General features: G+C 60.3%; 13 protein-coding genes and 2 pseudogenes. 12 read left to right on the top strand and 3 right to left on the bottom strand.

The window, feature by feature from the left end:
- Positions 1-45 precede the first annotated feature (45 nt).
- The 9 genes and pseudogenes from CWO89_RS12260 (at position 46) to CWO89_RS12215 (ending at position 10,591) form a co-directional block, all read left to right on the top strand.
- Positions 46-885 (top strand): sensor histidine kinase family protein, encoded by an 840-nt coding sequence (locus tag CWO89_RS12260; protein ID WP_245476081.1) that lies wholly within the window; start codon positions 46-48, stop codon positions 883-885.
- Positions 882-2,012: an efflux RND transporter periplasmic adaptor subunit gene (locus CWO89_RS12255; RefSeq protein WP_130578862.1), complete on the top strand. Its 1,131-nt coding sequence runs from the start codon at positions 882-884 to the stop codon at positions 2,010-2,012. The genes CWO89_RS12260 and CWO89_RS12255 overlap by 4 nt, the downstream gene beginning before the upstream one ends.
- Positions 2,009-3,085 (top strand): efflux RND transporter periplasmic adaptor subunit, encoded by a 1,077-nt coding sequence (locus CWO89_RS12250; RefSeq protein WP_130578861.1) that lies wholly within the window; start codon positions 2,009-2,011, stop codon positions 3,083-3,085. The genes CWO89_RS12255 and CWO89_RS12250 overlap by 4 nt, the downstream gene beginning before the upstream one ends.
- A complete protein-coding gene (locus tag CWO89_RS12245; protein ID WP_130578860.1) occupies positions 3,082-6,234 on the top strand; it encodes an efflux RND transporter permease subunit in 3,153 nt (1,050 codons plus the stop codon). Before CWO89_RS12250 ends, CWO89_RS12245 begins: the two co-directional genes overlap by 4 nt.
- Positions 6,235-7,146: 912 nt before the next feature.
- Positions 7,147-8,298 (top strand): patatin-like phospholipase family protein, encoded by a 1,152-nt coding sequence (locus CWO89_RS12235; protein WP_130578858.1) that lies wholly within the window; start codon positions 7,147-7,149, stop codon positions 8,296-8,298.
- 30 nt (positions 8,299-8,328) lie between these two features.
- Positions 8,329-9,120, top strand: a complete 792-nt coding sequence (locus tag CWO89_RS12230; RefSeq protein ID WP_130578857.1) for an acetoacetate decarboxylase — start codon at positions 8,329-8,331, stop codon at positions 9,118-9,120.
- Between the two features lie 31 nt (positions 9,121-9,151).
- A pseudogene (locus tag CWO89_RS12225) lies at positions 9,152-9,607 on the top strand (SDR family NAD(P)-dependent oxidoreductase); the annotation flags it as partial.
- Positions 9,608-9,623: 16 nt separating this feature from the next.
- A complete protein-coding gene (locus tag CWO89_RS48835; protein ID WP_283813529.1) occupies positions 9,624-9,818 on the top strand; it encodes a transposase in 195 nt (64 codons plus the stop codon).
- Positions 9,819-10,387: 569 nt separating this feature from the next.
- Positions 10,388-10,591, top strand: coding sequence for a hypothetical protein (locus tag CWO89_RS12215; protein WP_130578855.1), 204 nt, complete (start codon positions 10,388-10,390; stop codon positions 10,589-10,591).
- Between the two features lie 504 nt (positions 10,592-11,095).
- On the opposite strand, the gene CWO89_RS12210 is transcribed toward CWO89_RS12215, so the two are convergent.
- Entirely contained in the window at positions 11,096-11,992 is an 897-nt protein-coding gene (locus CWO89_RS12210) for a LysR family transcriptional regulator (RefSeq protein WP_130578854.1), read from the bottom strand.
- Between the two features lie 110 nt (positions 11,993-12,102).
- Between CWO89_RS12210 and CWO89_RS12205 the strand changes: the two genes are divergently transcribed.
- Together CWO89_RS12205 and CWO89_RS12200 are read left to right on the top strand one after the other, a co-directional pair.
- Entirely contained in the window at positions 12,103-12,978 is an 876-nt protein-coding gene (locus tag CWO89_RS12205) for an SDR family oxidoreductase (protein WP_130578853.1), read from the top strand.
- 31 nt (positions 12,979-13,009) lie between these two features.
- Positions 13,010-13,384 (top strand): annotated as a pseudogene (locus tag CWO89_RS12200) (AtaL-like protein).
- A gap of 212 nt (positions 13,385-13,596) precedes the next feature.
- On the opposite strand, the gene CWO89_RS47780 reads toward CWO89_RS12200, so the two are convergent.
- Both CWO89_RS47780 and CWO89_RS12190 read right to left on the bottom strand, forming a co-directional pair.
- Positions 13,597-13,935, bottom strand: coding sequence for a putative antibiotic biosynthesis monooxygenase (locus tag CWO89_RS47780; protein WP_245476073.1), 339 nt, complete (start codon positions 13,933-13,935; stop codon positions 13,597-13,599).
- Between the two features lie 92 nt (positions 13,936-14,027).
- Positions 14,028-14,690 carry a glutathione S-transferase family protein gene (locus tag CWO89_RS12190; RefSeq protein ID WP_130578852.1) on the bottom strand — a complete coding sequence of 221 codons (663 nt, stop codon included), beginning with the start codon at positions 14,688-14,690 and terminating at the stop codon, positions 14,028-14,030.
- A gap of 476 nt (positions 14,691-15,166) precedes the next feature.
- Between CWO89_RS12190 and CWO89_RS12185 the strand changes: the two genes are divergently transcribed.
- Entirely contained in the window at positions 15,167-15,847 is a 681-nt protein-coding gene (locus CWO89_RS12185) for a TetR/AcrR family transcriptional regulator (protein WP_130578851.1), read from the top strand.
- Positions 15,848-16,393 lie beyond the last annotated feature (546 nt).

Genomic DNA, 16,393 nt, shown 5'->3' with positions numbered 1-16,393 from the left:
CCTAAGGAGATCGCCGTGACTGTGTGCAGCCCGGACTCGCCAATTGTGGAGCAGGGCATTCTGCTGCGCGAATTGAATCACCGGATCAATAGTGGGCTCGCTTCGGCGATCAACCTGGTCTCGGTCGCGGCCGTTCGAGCTGAGGGGCCTGAGGCCAAGCGCGCCTTAAGCGACATAGTCGAACTGTTGCACGGTTATGCCGATGTGCAGAAGGCGCTCGCAATGCCGAGGGGCAAGGCGCTGATCGACGCCGCGACATACATCCGCATGATGGGCTGCGCTATGCGCCGTTCGTTGCTGGACCGAATGAATATCCGGCTGGTAGTCGCCACCGAATATCTTCCACTCCAACCAGAGCGATGCCGGCGGCTCGGAATGATCGTCCACGGGCTCGTAACCGAGGCCGCGAAACATGCGTGCTTCGACGCGCGGACCGGAGAAATCCGAATCAAGTTGTCGCGAATCGGCGCGGTGGTGAATTGCGTCGTCCTGGACAATGGGTCGCGGTCGGCACGGGGTGCTGCGGGGAGCGGACTTCGGATCAGCAATGACCTTGCCAAGGGTCTCGCCGGCCGGGTCGAGCACGGCTCCGGCGATGAATTCACATCCGTCGTCCTTTCATTTCCTCTGAGAGAGCGTGAGTGGCAGGCGAACTGTGCGATCGCGGAGCGTCGCATCCCGCGGCCGTCTCGCCGATCAGACGTCAGCCCATCCGGTACCTCGGCGCTTTGCACGAGAGCAAGCTCCCCGGATCAGGACAGCCGCCCCACTGCAATTCGACCAGATCCAGGTGCGCCTCGGGGAGTCCAACAGCTCTCTGCCCATGCGGCGGCGGATGTGCTGGGCGAGTTGTTGTCACCTGGTCACCGCATGGACGTGTCATGAAACGTACTACGAACCAAGCTGAAGTCGTTGAAACTGTCCGCAAACGCAAGCTGAGGGGTCCCAGCGTTCTGGCGGCCGCGCTTGTCGCGATCGCGCTGAGCGGCCGCAACGATCATGCCGCCGCTCCCATCACGCGTGCCGCGATGGTGCGAACAGAGATCGTGCAGCCGCGCGACCGACAAGCCTCCGTCACCCTGACCGGCGAAATCCAGGCCCGGTTTCGCGCGGATCTGTCATTCCGCGTCAGCGGACGTGTGCTCGCGCGCTATGTCGATGTCGGCGCTCACGTCGAGGCTGGTGAGATCCTGGCTGTGCTCGATCCCGCCGAGCAGCAGGCCGACGTCGATGCCGCAGCCGCGGCGGTCACAGCCGCGCAATCTCAGTTGCGCGTGGCCGTGGCGACCTTCGAACGGCAGAAGACGCTGATCGCAAGCGGTTTCACCACGCGCACGGTCTACGATCAGGCGCAGGAAGGATTGCGAACCGCAGAAGGTGCGCTTGAAGCCGCAAAAGCTGCGCTGGGAACGTCGAAAGACGCCCTTGGCTATACCGCGCTGCGCGCAGAAGCGGCAGGCGTCATCACCGCGCGCAATCTGGAAGTCGGCCAGGTCGTACAGGCCGCGCAGCCCGTGTTCTCGCTGGCGCAGGACGGCGAGCGGGATGCCGTCTTCGACGTCTACGAATCCATCTTCTTTGGCGACCTCGAAGACAGCCGCGTGTCGCTGGCGCTTGTCTCCGACGCAGGCGCGACGGCGAACGGGCGTGTCAGGGAAGTCTCGCCCGCGATTGACGCGAAGAGTGCGACCATCCGCGTCAAGGTTGCCATCCAGGATCCGCCGGCAGCGATGACGCTTGGAAGCGCCGTTGCAGGAACCGTCAAAGCGAAAGCCCAGCAGCAGATCGCATTGCCCTGGAGTGCATTGGCGGCGGCAGGATCGAAGCCCGCGGTTTGGACTGTCGATCCGGCGACCAAAACGGCTGCGCTCAAGCCAGTGACGATTGCCGGTTATGAAGCCCGCGAAGTGCTGATCAAGGCGGGCCTCAAGCCGGGCGAGCGCGTCGTGATCGATGGCGGCAAGCTGCTGAGCGTTGGCCAGGCCGTGACATATGAGGGAGACCCGTCATGAACAGGCGCGCCATGATTGCAACCGGCACGTTTATATCCGCGCTGGTGCTGGCCGGATGTCAGCAGGACACGAAAGCGCCCGAGCCCGTTCGGCCTGTGCTGTCGATGGTCCTTGAGCCGAGTAGCGCGGACAGCACAGTCGCCGTGGGTGTTGTTGAGCCCCGGTACAAGACCAATCTTGCGTTCCGCGTGCTGGGACGTCTGACCGCGCGTCCCGTATACGTCGGTGACCTCGTCAGCGAAGGACAGACGGTCGGCACGATCGACCCCACGGCCCTTGAGCTCGCCGTACGCGCGGCCAAGGCTGAGCTTGCGAAGGCCCAGGCGCAGCTGGCGACGACAACGGCGACGGAGGAGCGGCAGCGAACCCTCATCACAAGTGATGCCACCACAAAGCAGACGCTGGACAATGCCGAGCAGGCGCGGGCGGGTGCCGACGCGTCGGTGGCGCACGCGCAGGCAAACTTGATCAAGGCAATTGAGCAGCGCGGCTATGCACAGCTCAAGGCCGATTTCGCAGGGGTCGTCACCGCAGTGGGGGCGGAGGTCGGACAGGTGGTCTCGCCGGGCCAAAGCGTCGTAACGGTCGCGAGGCCCGACATCAGGGAGGCGGTTGTCGATATCGGGGAGGATTTCCCGGTGCCGCTTGAAATTGGCCTACCATTCACAGTCGGCTTGCAGCTTCTCCCCGCCGTTCAGGTGGAAGGCAAGGTTCGCGAGATCGCCCCGCAGGCAGACCCCGTGACGCGCCTGCGGCGTGTCCGCATCGCCCTCGACAATCCCCCTGAAAGTTTCCGCTTAGGCACGACGGTTACGGCGAAGCTTGGCACTACGCAAAGTCCGACATTGCGCGTCCCCGCCTCGGCGGTGCTCGCCAAGGATGGCGCGAATTTCCTCTGGGTCGTCGATCAGCCTGCGAGCACCGTATCGCTGCACAAGGTCGATCTCGCCGGGGACCCCGCAGGTGTCCGCGTCACCGATGGGCTTGCCCCCGGTGCGCGCGTCGTGACCGCCGGAATCCACAGCCTCAAGCCAGGACAGCAAGTCCGTATCGAGCAGGATCAGAAGCCATGAAGTCGTTCAACCTTTCCGACTGGGCGCTCCGCCATCGTTCGCTCGTCTGGTATTTCATGATCGCCTTCATGGCGGCAGGCCTCTTTGCCTACCTTCAGCTTGGCCGTCAGGAAGATCCCGACTTCACCATCAAGACCATGGTGATCCAGGCGCAGTGGCCGGGCGCATCGCCTGAAGAGATGACGCGCCAGGTCACCGACAGGATCGAAAAGAAGCTCGAGGAGCTGGAATCGCTCGACTACACCAAGAGCGTGACGGTCGCGGGCCAGACCACCGTATTCGTCTATTTGCGAGACACGACAAAGGCGGCTGACGTCAAGCCGACCTGGGTCCGCGTCCGTAACATGATCGCGGATATCAAGGGTGATTTTCCGCAAGGAGTGATCGGACCGGGCTTCAACGATCGCTTCGGCGACGTGTTCGGCAATATCTATGCCTTCACCAGCGACGGCCCGACCCAGCGTCAGCTGCGCGATCAGGTCGAAAACATCCGCGCCAAGGTCTTGACCGTACCGGATGTGGGTAAGGTCGACATTTTGGGCGCGCAGGACGAGGTGATCTTTCTCGAATTTTCCACCCGGAAGATCGCGGCCCTCGGCCTCGATGTCCGCTCGATCATGGCCTCCCTGCAGGGACAAAACGCGGTCGCACCGTCCGGCGTCTTCCAGGAGGGCCCCGAGCGCATCAGCGTGCGCGTGAGCGGCCAATTCACGTCGGAGGCAAGCCTGAAGGCGGTCAATCTCCGGATCAACGACCGCTTCTTTCCGCTGACCGACGTCGCGACTATCACGCGCGGTTATGCCGATCCGCCCCAGACCTTGTTCAGGTACAACGGCCAGCCCGCGATCGGGCTTGCCATCGGCATGAAGTCCGGCGCAAACCTGCTTCACTTCGGCGAGGCGCTGAAGGAGCAAATGTCGAAGGTCATTGCCGACCTGCCGATTGGCGTCGGCGTTCATCTGGTCGCCGATCAGCCCGTCGTCGTCGAGCATGCCGTGTCGGGCTTCACCGAAGCGCTGTTTGAGGCGGTGGCCATTGTTCTCGCCATCAGCTTTCTCAGCTTAGGCATGCGCGCCGGGCTTGTCGTCGCAATCGCAATCCCGCTGGTTCTCGCCATTACCTTCGTGGTGATGGCTTATGCCGGCATTTCATTGCAGAGAATTTCGCTTGGTGCATTGATCATCGCGCTCGGCCTTCTGGTCGATGACGCCATGATTGCCGTCGAGATGATGGTGGCTCGACTGGAAGTCGGCGATCCCCTGGAAAAGGCGGCGACCCACGTCTATACGTCGACCGCTTTTCCCATGCTGACCGGCACGCTGGTCACTGTCGCGGGCTTCATCCCGATTGGGCTGAACAGCAGCAATGCCGGCGAATTTACCTTCACGCTGTTCGTGGTGATTGCGGTCTCCCTGATCGTGTCGTGGATCGTCGCGGTAGTGTTCACCCCGCTGCTCGGCGTCACCATTTTGCCCGCAAAGATGAAGGGCCACCATGAGGAGAAGGGCCGGCTGGCGCAGATGTTCGCCCGCCTGCTGCTCATCTGCATGCATCGCCGTTGGATCACCGTCGGCGTGACGGTTGCCGCCTTCTTCGTCGCGTTGTTCGGCATGACGTTCGTGCAGCAGCAGTTCTTTCCCTCATCGGACCGTGACGAGCTGGTGATCGACTGGAATTTGCCGCAAAATGCCTCCATTGCAGACACCAATGCGCAGATGGCGCGCTTCGAGCGCGAACAGCTGCAGGGCAATGGCGCCGTGGATCATTGGTCGACTTATGTCGGGACGGGCGCGCCGCGGTTCGTGCTGTCGTTCGACGTGCAGACGGCCAATACGTGGTTCGGCCAGCAAGTCGTTGTGACCAAGGGCGGCATAAAGGCGCGCGACCTCGTCAAGGCACAATTTGAGGAATATCTGAGGAAGACGTTTCCAGGCACCGACACCTACGTCAAGTTGCTCGAGGTCGGTCCGCCGGTGGGGCGTCCCGTGCAATACCGCCTGAGCGGGCCCAACATCGCGAAGGTCAGGGATCTCTCGCAGGAACTCGCCGGCATCGTCCGGAGCAACCCCGACCTCGGCAACGTCGTGTTCGACTGGATGGAGCCAGCGCGCGTCGTCAAGGTCGACGTTCTCCAGGACAAGGCGCGCCAGCTCGGCGTGACGTCGGAAGACATCGCCACCACCCTGAACTCGGTGCTTGAGGGCACGCCGATCACACAGGTTCGCGACAGCATCTATCTTGTCAATGTCACTGGACGTGCGACCGCGGTCGATCGCAGCTCGATCGATACGCTCCGAGATCTGCAGTTGACCGGGCAGGGTGGGCAGTCGGTGCCGCTCGGGACCGTGGCCAACCTGCGCTATGAGATCGAGCAGCCGACCATCTGGCGCCGCGCGCGGATTCCCACGATCACCCTGAAGGCTGGCATCGTCACCAACGTCCAGCCGAAGACAATCATGGATCAGTTGGCACCGAGGGTGGCGGATTTCAGCAAAGCACTGCCGGCGGGTTATTCGGTGGCGATCGGCGGCTCCGTGGAGGAAAGCGCCAAGAGCCAGTCGCCGATCGTGGCCGTCGTTCCGCTCATGCTGTTCGTCATGGCTACGGTCCTGATGATTCAGTTGCAGAGCTTCCACCGCCTGTTCCTGGTGTTTGCGGTCGCACCGCTTGCCGTGATCGGCGTCGTCATGGCCCTGCTGCCGAGCGGCGCACCTCTCGGCTTCGTTGCCATCCTGGGTGTGCTGGCGCTGATCGGCATCCTGGTCCGAAACTCGGTGATCCTGATCGTGCAGATTGAGGATCTAAGGAAGGAGGGGCGTCCGGCCTGGGATGCCGTTGTGGAAGCGACCGAGCATCGCATGCGCCCGATCTTGCTGACCGCGGCCGCCGCGAGTCTCGCGCTGATTCCAATCGCGCGCGAGATTTTCTGGGGGCCGATGGCCTACGCGATGATGGGCGGCATCATCGTCGGCACGCTGCTGACGCTGTTGTTCCTGCCCGCGCTTTATGTGGCGTGGTTCCGGATCCACCCTGTTCACGACGACGGCGGGCCAGTGCGTGAGACCGTTGACCCGGCGCACGACAGCCACTCGTCGAACTCGACTCTTGCGCCGGCCGCGCCGGTGCCGGTCCTTGAAACGCAAATCTGAAACGGAGACTATCATGTCCAGGAAGGCACTCTTGACGCTGTCTGTCAGCGTAACGCTCGCAACGATTTCGTTGGCACCGACTGCGGTGTTTGCGCAATTCCCCGGTCCGCCTCCAATGGGGCCGGGCGGTCCTCCTCCGATCGCGGCCGGAGGTCCTCCCGCATTCGCAAGTCCACCTCCCATGGGGCTTGGTGGCGCGGCCCATGCCGGCCTCGGCGGTCCGGCTCCTCGCCTTGGCGCCGGCGCTGGTCCTGGCGGCGATCTAAGAGCGCCTGGCGGCGTTCGCGCCGGCGGTCGTGACGGACCCGCGGTTGCACGCGCGGTCCAAGCTCGCTCTGCATCAGTCAGCTACGGCCGCTCCGGAAGCTTCAGCCATAGCTACGGCGGGCGACGATACGGTTATGGTGCAGCTTACGCCGCTGGAGCCTATGCCGGCTATGCTTATGGCAGCTCGAACGATGGCAACTATTCCGATAGCGACTGCTACTACGCCTACAGGAGCCACAGACGCGTTCGGGTATGCAACTAGCGGGCGGGAAGTATCTCACCCTACGAACTCTGCGGTGAACATTGTAAGTGCGTTGGCTTCGCTGGTGCTGCTGACTGAGACCGGTTTGTTCACCGCGGTTGCGTAACGTCGGCACACTTTGGCGCTGCGTCAGCGTGCCGGTTGGGAACAACACGCAACAGCTTTGAGCCTCCGCATTCAATTCCGAGTGCGAGGTCGGCCAAAATCCAACGACCAGGGTGGGCCCTCAATCGGTTGCAGCACGAGTTTGTGAATGGGCTCGCTTGACAGGGCAAATAATAAACTATACGGTATAGTATATTAAAGTTTGGGTCGTGAAACCGCGGTGACCTGTCCCGGACAGAACTCAGGCCTGAGCAATCGCAAACCAAGAGCACAGAACCATGAACTTTCAGCCCCGGCCACACCTCACGACCGCCGACCGGCGTCTGCCGTTCGATTGCATAGCGTTGCTCTTACAGGGCGGCGGCGCTCTGGGGGCTTATCAGGGAGGCGTCTACGAGGCCTTGGCTGAAGCCAACATCCATCCCGATTGGATTGCCGGCATCTCGATTGGAGCGATCAACGGGGCAATTATCGCTGGCAATCCGCCCAATTCCCGAGTTGACCGGCTTCGCGAGTTTTGGACGCAGGTGACGTTGGACGCACCGTTCACCGATTTGATGAACAGCGATCACACCCGCAATTTTCTCAATCAGGTAAATGCGAGCTTTGCGGCCGTGTTTGGCGCGAACGGATTCTTTTCCGCGCGGCCACTGGCGCCGTGGCTACAAGCGGGTGGAACGCTTGCCGCCACGAGCATCTACGACACCAGCGCGTTGAAGACGACACTGGAGCGGCTCGTCGATTTCGATCGTATCAACGCCGGTATGATGCGGTTCAGCGCAGGTGCCGTCAATGTGAGGACCGGCAATCTGGTCTATTTCGACACTGCCACGCATACGATCCGGCCGGAGCACGTTCTGGCGAGCGGGGCGCTACCGCCGGGATTTCCGGCGGTCGAAATCGATGGCGAACATTATTGGGATGGCGGCCTCGTATCCAACACACCATTGCAATGGGTGATTGAGCGTGGCGCCCGTCAGGACACGCTTGTGTTTCAGGTCGATCTCTGGAGCGCGCGCGGCCAGATTCCGCGCAATATGGCCGACGTCATTACGCGCCAAAAGGAGATTCAATACTCGAGCCGCACGCGAGCAAGCACGGACCAGTTCAAAAGCCTGCACCGACTGCAGCGAGACTTGGCGGCTCTCTTGAACAGGCTGCCTGAAGATCTGCGCGAACATGAGGACGTCAGGCTGCTCAGGACGGCTGCCTCTCGCAACGTGCACAACCTCGTCCATCTGATCTATCGCGCGCGGGACTACGAAGGCCACTCCAAGGACTACGAGTTTTCTCGCCTCTCGATGCAGGATCATTGGCGCGCCGGTTATCACGATGCGTTACGCACCCTTCGTCATCCCGAGGTGCTGGCCCGCCCGACCAGTGCGGACGGCGTCTCCACGTTCGATCTTGAGCAGGATGGTCGTGAATAGGCCAAGCCGGTCAGTCACAGGAGAATTGAAGTGCACGAAAATGAAGTTCTGAAGCGAGCATTTGCGATGCCGCTCACCAATCCGGCCTATCCGCCGGGACCGTACCGCTTCGTCAACCGCGAATACCTTGTCATCATCTATCGCACCGATCCGGCGAAGCTGCGATCGGTTGTTCCGGCTCCGCTCGAATTTGACGAAGGCGAGGCGCTGGTCAAATATGAATTCATCCGCATGCCGGATTCCAGTGGTTTTGGCGACTACACCGAGAGTGGCCAAGTCATCCCGGTGTCGTTCCGCGGTCGCAGGGGCTGCTATACCCACTGCATGTTCCTGAACGATGAGGGGCCGATCGCCGGCGGCCGCGAGCTCTGGGGCTTTCCGAAAAAGCTGGCTCAGCCGACGCTGCGGACTGAAGTCGATACGCTCATCGGCACTCTGGATTACGGTCCGTTGCGGGTAGCAACCGGCACGACGGGATACAAGCACCGCGCGGCCGACCTAATGCAAGTCAAAGCCGCTCTCAAGGAGCCGAACTTCCTTCTCAAGATCATTCCGCACGTCGACGGCACGCCACGCATCTGTGAACTGGTCGAATATCATCTCGAGGATGTCACGATAAAGGGCGCGTGGACCGGGCCGGCGGCGCTCCATCTCACGCCTCATGCGTTGGCACCCGTAGCTGATCTGCCAGTTCTCGAGGTGGTGTCCGCGGTTCACATACTGGCCGACCTTACGCTCGGGCTGGGCAAGGTCGTGCATGACTACCTCCAACAGCCAAGCCGACGTCTCCTCGAAGTCCGCGAGACCGATCTGGTCGGCTGAACGTGAAGGCATGCAATAGAAGGAGAGTGAATTGAGTGTTCTGAAGGGCAAGACGGCCGTTGTGACCGGCTCGACAAGCGGAATAGGCCTTGGGTGCGCGCGGGCATTCGCAAGCGGGGGCGCCAACATCGTGCTCAACGGGATTGGGGCACCGGGCGATGTCGAAAAAACGCGGACTGCAATCGAGAAAGATTTCGGAGTGAAGGCTATCTATTCGCCCGCCGATATGGGCGAGCCGATGGAAATCGCCAACATGATCTCGTTCGCCGAGAGGACGTTTGGGAGCGTGGACGTGCTCGTCAACAATGCCGGCATCCAGCATGTCTCGCCGATCGAGGATTTTCCGGTCGAAAAGTGGGACGCAGTGATCGCAATCAACCTCTCCGCCGCATTCCATGCGATCCGTGCCGTTACTCCCGGCATGAAGCAACGAGGCTGGGGCCGAATCATCACCACGGCCTCGGCGCATTCGCTGGTCGCGTCTCCGTGCTATCACGGAGCCGGTGCGGCGGCTTGAGGCCTTCACTGGAGCCGGCCGTCGGCGGAAGTGGAGCGACGAGGACAAGGCGCGGGTTGTTGCGGAGATCATGGTGAGTGGCGACCCGGTCTGTTCGGCAGCACAACGGCACGGATTGTCGCCGCAGCAGTTGTTTGGCTGGCAACGTCAGTTGAGAGAGGCAGTGGACGATCATATTTAGATCAGCGCCGACAACGACGTCATTCATGGCAGGCCGGGGCCGCGGTGGTGGATGGAGCTTGCCAGCTATCGCGAGCTCGTTGACGGCGATGGCGGATACTGGACCACGCAACATTCGAGCAAAACGTTCGTCAGGTGTTGGTATGATGATCGGGATGAACGCACAGCTATTCCCCAACTCGCCTAAAATGATCGGTTGCGCTGCGTCAGTGTGTCATCACCCCGGCGCTGTAGTCGGCTTCACTGCTAGGCGATGGCGGAAGCATCGAACTTTCCGCCGTCGTCGGCTGCCCATCGTGAGAGGATGCGATGCATTTGCTACGATCCGGCGTCCAATCTTGTGCAGGACTCGCTCTCGGTGATGTCATCGCCGGGCCAAGTTGAAGTGATGTTCGACACCATATCCAGATCGCTGCCACACGTTTAGACGGGCATGCGAGCAGTATCCTCGGCTATCAATTCGTGACCGATCGAGACACTCCGACGATGTCCGAGAGTGGGTCCAAGGGCCAGTCTTGGCGGTCTGACCCAAGCCGCGACACAGCAGCTGAGTCTGGCCAGCGGTCCACCGTGCGGCAGCTGCGTGCCGCCGAGCAGCGTCCCATCATCATCCCGAAGTTCCTCGGTTTCGGCAGAGAGATGGCACGCCCGCCGACCGGCCAAGCTTTCAGCGAGCACTGTCTTGGTCAAGAACGCCGCAACGAATTTTGTGAAACGACCATGAACAAAACGGGACGGAAACGCTCGACGCAGCAAGAAAAATCAACAGCTTAAAAGATATTCACTGCGTTCGGAACGCAATGGTCGCTCTCGGTCAGGTCAGATCGCAACTTGAACCGAATATAGATATCGGTGGTTGCGCCCCCGGGATTTGAGCCTACCCCTCTTACGCGGGGATGGATCGCTCACAAACGGCGGCTCTTGGCGGACTTTCACGACTCGGCCTCGCGAGTCAGGCTGCCTTCCGATAGGAAAACAGGGCTCCTGCGATAGCGATATGGCGGACCTCCGCCACCATGCCAAGCGCTCAGGCCACCATGCTAAGGACAAATAGCGGTTCGCCGCGTCGGTGATTGCGTATGATTCCCTCCCTGGGCACCACGCTTCGCCAATCGGCTACGCGTGGCGAGCCCGACGAGCGACGGGCCGCGTCCGGCGTAGCCCGAAGGGCGAAGACGGATGGTTCGATTCCGCCCCCTGGGCACCATTTTGGCGCCATTCAGTGCAGAGTTGCGAACTCAGTCCAGCACAATGGATGCCCGCTTCGCGCCATAGCCGTCATCCGTCGCTGATGTAACTAGCAAGTTCGTCTGGAGTCCCCTCTGGAAAGGCGGCCTTCAGAAACTCGAGGAAGGCTGAAACGCGTGCGCTGAGTAAACGGCGGGAGGGATAGAGCGCCCACAGGGCGATATCCGGCCCATCGACGTCGGCCCAATGCACCAGCCGTCTGGCAGAGATATCATGCTTCACAAGGGATATCGGAAGTCGCGCCGCGCCGACGCCCGCGCGCACGGCATCGCGGATCATCGGAAGCGACGAAAGCCTAAGGATCGGATTGGCGGTTAACCGCGATTTCCCGGAGGACGTCACCACGTCCCAGGTCTCGGTTTGATTGCCGCCGCCGCGAACGACCGCCGGAACCATTGCGTCTTCGACGCCGCGGGCAAGCGATGGGCTCGCGACAACGACCAAACGGTCGTGCAGAAAGACGCGACCGATCAGACTTTCATCAGGTGCCGGATTGACGCGGATAGCAAGATCATAACCTTCTTCGATCATATCGACGCCTCGATCCTCGGCCGTGACCTCAAGGCTGACGTCAGGAAATTTCAACGCGAACCCGCCTGCAAGTTTGCCCATCGCTGTCTGTGAAAAGAGCAGCGGGGCACTGATCCGCAACCGCCCCCGCGGCTTGGTTCCCCCGGAAGCGATGATTGCCGCTGTCTCATCAAGTTCGACGAGCAAGGCGCTCGTGCGCTCGTAGAGCGCCCGTCCCTCCTGCGTGAGTTTCAGTGCGCGCGCGCTCCGCTCGAACAACCGCAAATTCAGGCTGGCCTCCAATTCCGAGACGCGGCGCGACAAGGTCGCCTTCGGGCGGAGCGTAGCGCGGGCCGCTTTTCCAAAGCCGCCGTGACGAGCCACCAGACTGAAATCGGCCAGAGCCAGCAGGTCCATAGCGTTCCACCTGTGAGACAGAGTGTCCATATATATCGACTATTGGCGCGAATATGGATCACTAATTTGAGCCATGCCACTTCGGCATACCCAAATTAGGAGTGAAATCCATGACCATCCTCGTTATCGGCGCTACTGGCCGTGTCGGCCGCCATGTCGTCCAGCAACTCGTCAATCGCAGCGTTCGCGTGCGCGTGCTCACCCGCGATCCCTCAAAAGCCGACTTTCCGGCCAATGTCGAAGTCGCGCAGGGTGACCTGCTCGACATCGGCTCGCTGCGGGCCGCGTTCGACGGCGTCAGTACGCTGTTCCTGCTCAACGCGGTTACGGGCGACGAATTCACGCAAGCGATCATCACCTTGAATGTTGCCCGCGAGGCTGGCGTCAATCGGGTGGTTTATTTGTCGGTGATCCACGCCGATCGCTTCGTGAACGTGCCGCATTTTGCAGTGAAGTCCGGCGCCGAGCGGATGCTAGAAGCGATGGACTTCAGCGCAACCATTCTGCGCCCGTCCTACTTCATCGACAACGAACTCATGATCAAGGACGTCATCTTCAACTACGGCCTCTATCCGATGCCGATCGGCAACAAAGGTGTCGCCATGGTCGACGCCCGCGATATTGCCGAGGTTGCAGCGATCGAACTGATCCGCAGGGATCAAGCGCCCGGCAAGCTGCCGATCGAGACCATCAACCTGGTTGGTCCGGATACGCTGACCGGTTCGGACGTGGCCGCGATCTGGTCCGAGGTGCTGGGCCGCTCAGTCGCCTATGGCGGCGACGACCCCAGTGGCTTCGAGCAGAGCATGGCGACCTTCATGCCGAAGTGGATGGCCTATGAGATGCGCCTGATGGCCGAGCGCTACGTCAGTGACGGCATGATTCCAGACCATGGCGACGTCGAGCGCCTGACCACGATCCTGGGCCGCCCGCTGCACTCCTACCGCGACTTCGCAAACGGCATGGCCGCTACGGCCTCCGAGTGAGTGGACAGTCAGACATTGAGGGAGATCGATCATGATTTACTCAACCGCGACAGCCCGGTGAATCCGGACGGTGAAACCAGACTGACCCGCGAGCAGATCTGGAAGGGTCTCGAGCTAAAGGCGCGCGATGCTCGCCTTTTCCTACCGCAAGGTCTCTGCACGCATTGCGAGGTCGTCGAAGAGAATTCGACGCACTTCGTGCGCGAAGCAACCATCGCCGGCTCGAACCTCCGTGAGATCATTACACTCGAGCCGCAGAGAGCAGGTCACCTTCTTCCAGGCTACCGGCCCACGCGAGGGTGCGATCGTCAACGAGTTGTTCGAAGACGAGACGGGCGAGCTAAGGCCAGCTCTGCTGGCGACGTTGAAACGCACCCGCGCACTTCTTGCCGAGGGCAGGCTCTGATTCATCTCGACCGCAACTGGAACGATCGCCGCCTCGGGCGGTCGTTTCGCAAGTGGAAACCAGGCGCCGCTTCGCCCCATTTGTGACCGCCGGGGAAGGTTGACTTCAGTCTTCAGGTCAGGCGACAGAAGCATCTCTGCAGCCAAGGAGCGGCGCGTATCCACTCGTTACACCATCTCGCGCCAAGCAAGCGCAGCGAACATGAGATCTTATTAATCACTCTGTTTCCGCCAAGGTCGGAGGTGGGTGCCCAAGTATTTATTCACCATGGGCGTAATGACAAATATGATGGACGCTACCGTAACTGGCGTCAGAATGAGAGTGCGGTGCCAAATCTGCCAATCGCTCGTAATCGGCCCCAGCACGTAGAGCAAAGCCGTCACCAGGGGATATACGGCAAAGACCATCACCACCGTCAGACGCGCTTTCGACAACCGAACACTTCGCTCGGTCGGACTTGCAGGCGTTTCATCGGATGAAGATTGCGGTTTTGTTTTCTTGAGAACCATGAAATCAGCCCAACCTAATTGATCAAGCGGTGCAAATGGCAAGTTGCCATGTCAGCATCCTCTCGCACGAGATCGACCCGCCCCTTCGCGTTGACGCCCAGGACAGCCCTCTCCTCGCACCGGGGATGATCGAGCTAAGGCCCGTCATCGCGGCCTGCAGCTCCCTCTCGCGCGGCGGACGCCAGCGCCCGCGGCATCAGTTCATAGGGATGCGCCCAGCCCGGATAGGAGGCAATTCGGTCAAGCCACGCTCCAATGTGCGGATATTGGCTTCGGTCGATCCCGGTTTCTTCGTGATAGAATTGATAGGCGCACATCGATATATCCGCGATCGTCAAGTCATCTCCGACCACGAACGGGCGATCTTTCAACCGCTCTTCCACGATCTCGAGAGCAATGATCGCTTGGCCCCGCAGCCACTCCGTCACCGCGCTTTCGGGCAGTCCTCTGAGCCCCCTCACGAAACGAAGCGTTGCGTAGCTGGGTGTGAAGCGATGATTGTCGAAGAGTATCCATCGCAATATCTCGCGGCGCTCTTCGTCTGTTTTGCCACCGAACAGACCTGTCGCCTCCGATAGATAAGTGAGAATCACGCCTGATTGCGACAATGTCAGATTGTTCGCCTTCAACACGGGCAGTTCGCCCATCCCGCTTACCTTAGCGCGGAATTCAGCGCGGCTCGCGTCATTGAAAAAGTCGACGAAGCGCGGCCGCCAACTGAGGTTGCAGAGGCTCAACATCAGCGCGACCTTGTAACAGTTCCCCGATTCCGCGCGGCAATAAAGCTCAAATTCCATTTTTCGCCTCGGCCCAAGCCAATTCCGCTGGTTCCGCGCGTTGCCACGACAGCGACACCGCTCGGTCCGATATATTCGATACGTATCGTTTCGTTATTGAAATTGCAAGATGCCCTTGCACGTTTGCGAGATTTCTTTGCCGCAAGAGCGAGCGCAACAGGCCATTCAAAGCGGCAAGACTTGATGGCGCCCCGTTCAACGCGCTCGCTCGATCTCCTTAAGCATTCGGCGCTGTGGCCTATCGCCCCGCCGGTCCGGGTCCCCAGGTGATATTGCTGGCCCGGCAAACGATCTGACTTCGCAGCCTCGCAGATCGCATCTGCACCACATGCTGAACTATCGGCGATATCTGTGCCGATTGATCGGTGACGTGCTCCGAATATACAGTTAGAGCCCTCAGGCTCTTCGGTTGATCTGCATCACCCCCCGCAGGATTCACGGCTGCCCGAAATGCGCCGGAAGGAACAGACCAGGTTATGAAGAAAGCGGATTTGGCCAACGAAACAAAGGCAACAGGACGGCCGCGCAGTGCAGCATCGAGAAGAGCCATCCTCGAGGCAACGCATTCATTGCTGGACTCGACGACGGTCCGAGATCTCACGATTGAGGCGATTGCGCAGAAAGCCGGCGTCGGAAAAGCGACTATCTACCGCTGGTGGTCCAGCAAAACGGCTATCGTCATCGAGGTCTTCCTGGACTCGATGATTTCGAATACGCCCATTCCTCGCGCTGACAGCGCCGCCGACGCAATCAGAAAACACCTTGTACTACTGATCAAACAGTATCGGGGCAAATTGGGTCGGATAGTCGCCGAGATCCTGGCTGAGGGACAATTCGAACCCGAAATTCTCGCAGAATTTCATCGCCGATTCTTCGCTGATCGTCGGGCGGCGGTCCGCGAGGTAATTGAAGCCGGCGTGCGCGATGGCGAGTTTGCAGCAACTCTCGACATCGACGCGGTGATTGACATGCTTTACGGTGCTGTGAATTTTCGCCTCATCGCAAAGCATCTTCCTCTCGACATTCGTTTCGAGCGCTCGCTTTCTGAGCTTTCATCCAGAGCGTTGGGAGTCGAAGCAAGCGCTTTACCGAAGGTCGTTGGAAATCAGTCCGAGGCAGCGCTTCGTAAAAAAGGAGGGCTAAAGACCGGCCACTAACTTGCAGCGGCGAGTTGCTGCAATGTGCCAAAACAGTCTGCGAACTCTCAACTGGCTTTTCTTAGGGCAAGGTCTTTCGCGACCTCCCATGTAGATGGTTTTAAGTTTGGCCGGCCAGAACGACGCAGAATTCTTCAGTTGCGATTCCCGAGGCCTATCATCCAATTGGTGACCACAGCGGAGCATTTATGCATTGGCTCCGCCAAATGTCTGAACAAGAGGGGCACCGAGCAAGCTGCCGGATCGGGTTATATCCGTCCATTGGCGCCTGGCCTACAAATCCGGTGAAGTGCTCGGCTGTGGGCGAAGGTGGTAAGTCTCCAAAATCGGATGATTGATATCCCGACCGAATAGTATTTGTCTCGTTATATCAATTCGAATACAATGAAGCATTTACGAAGTAGCGCCGATGGTATCGAATGCGTTCGTGAAATTCGGACCTGATGCATCGCAGGCTAGAGCATGATCCGGAAAAGTGGATACCGGTTTTCCGAAAAGATCATGCTCAAACAAAAAGATAGAGCGGGATGATGATTCGAAGAAAAA

Source organism: Bradyrhizobium sp. Leo170 (genome assembly GCF_004296405.1).
GTDB lineage: Bacteria > Pseudomonadota > Alphaproteobacteria > Rhizobiales > Xanthobacteraceae > Bradyrhizobium.
The sequence above is the reverse complement of the archived record's forward strand: the minus strand, read 5'-3'. Positions and strand labels throughout refer to the sequence as shown.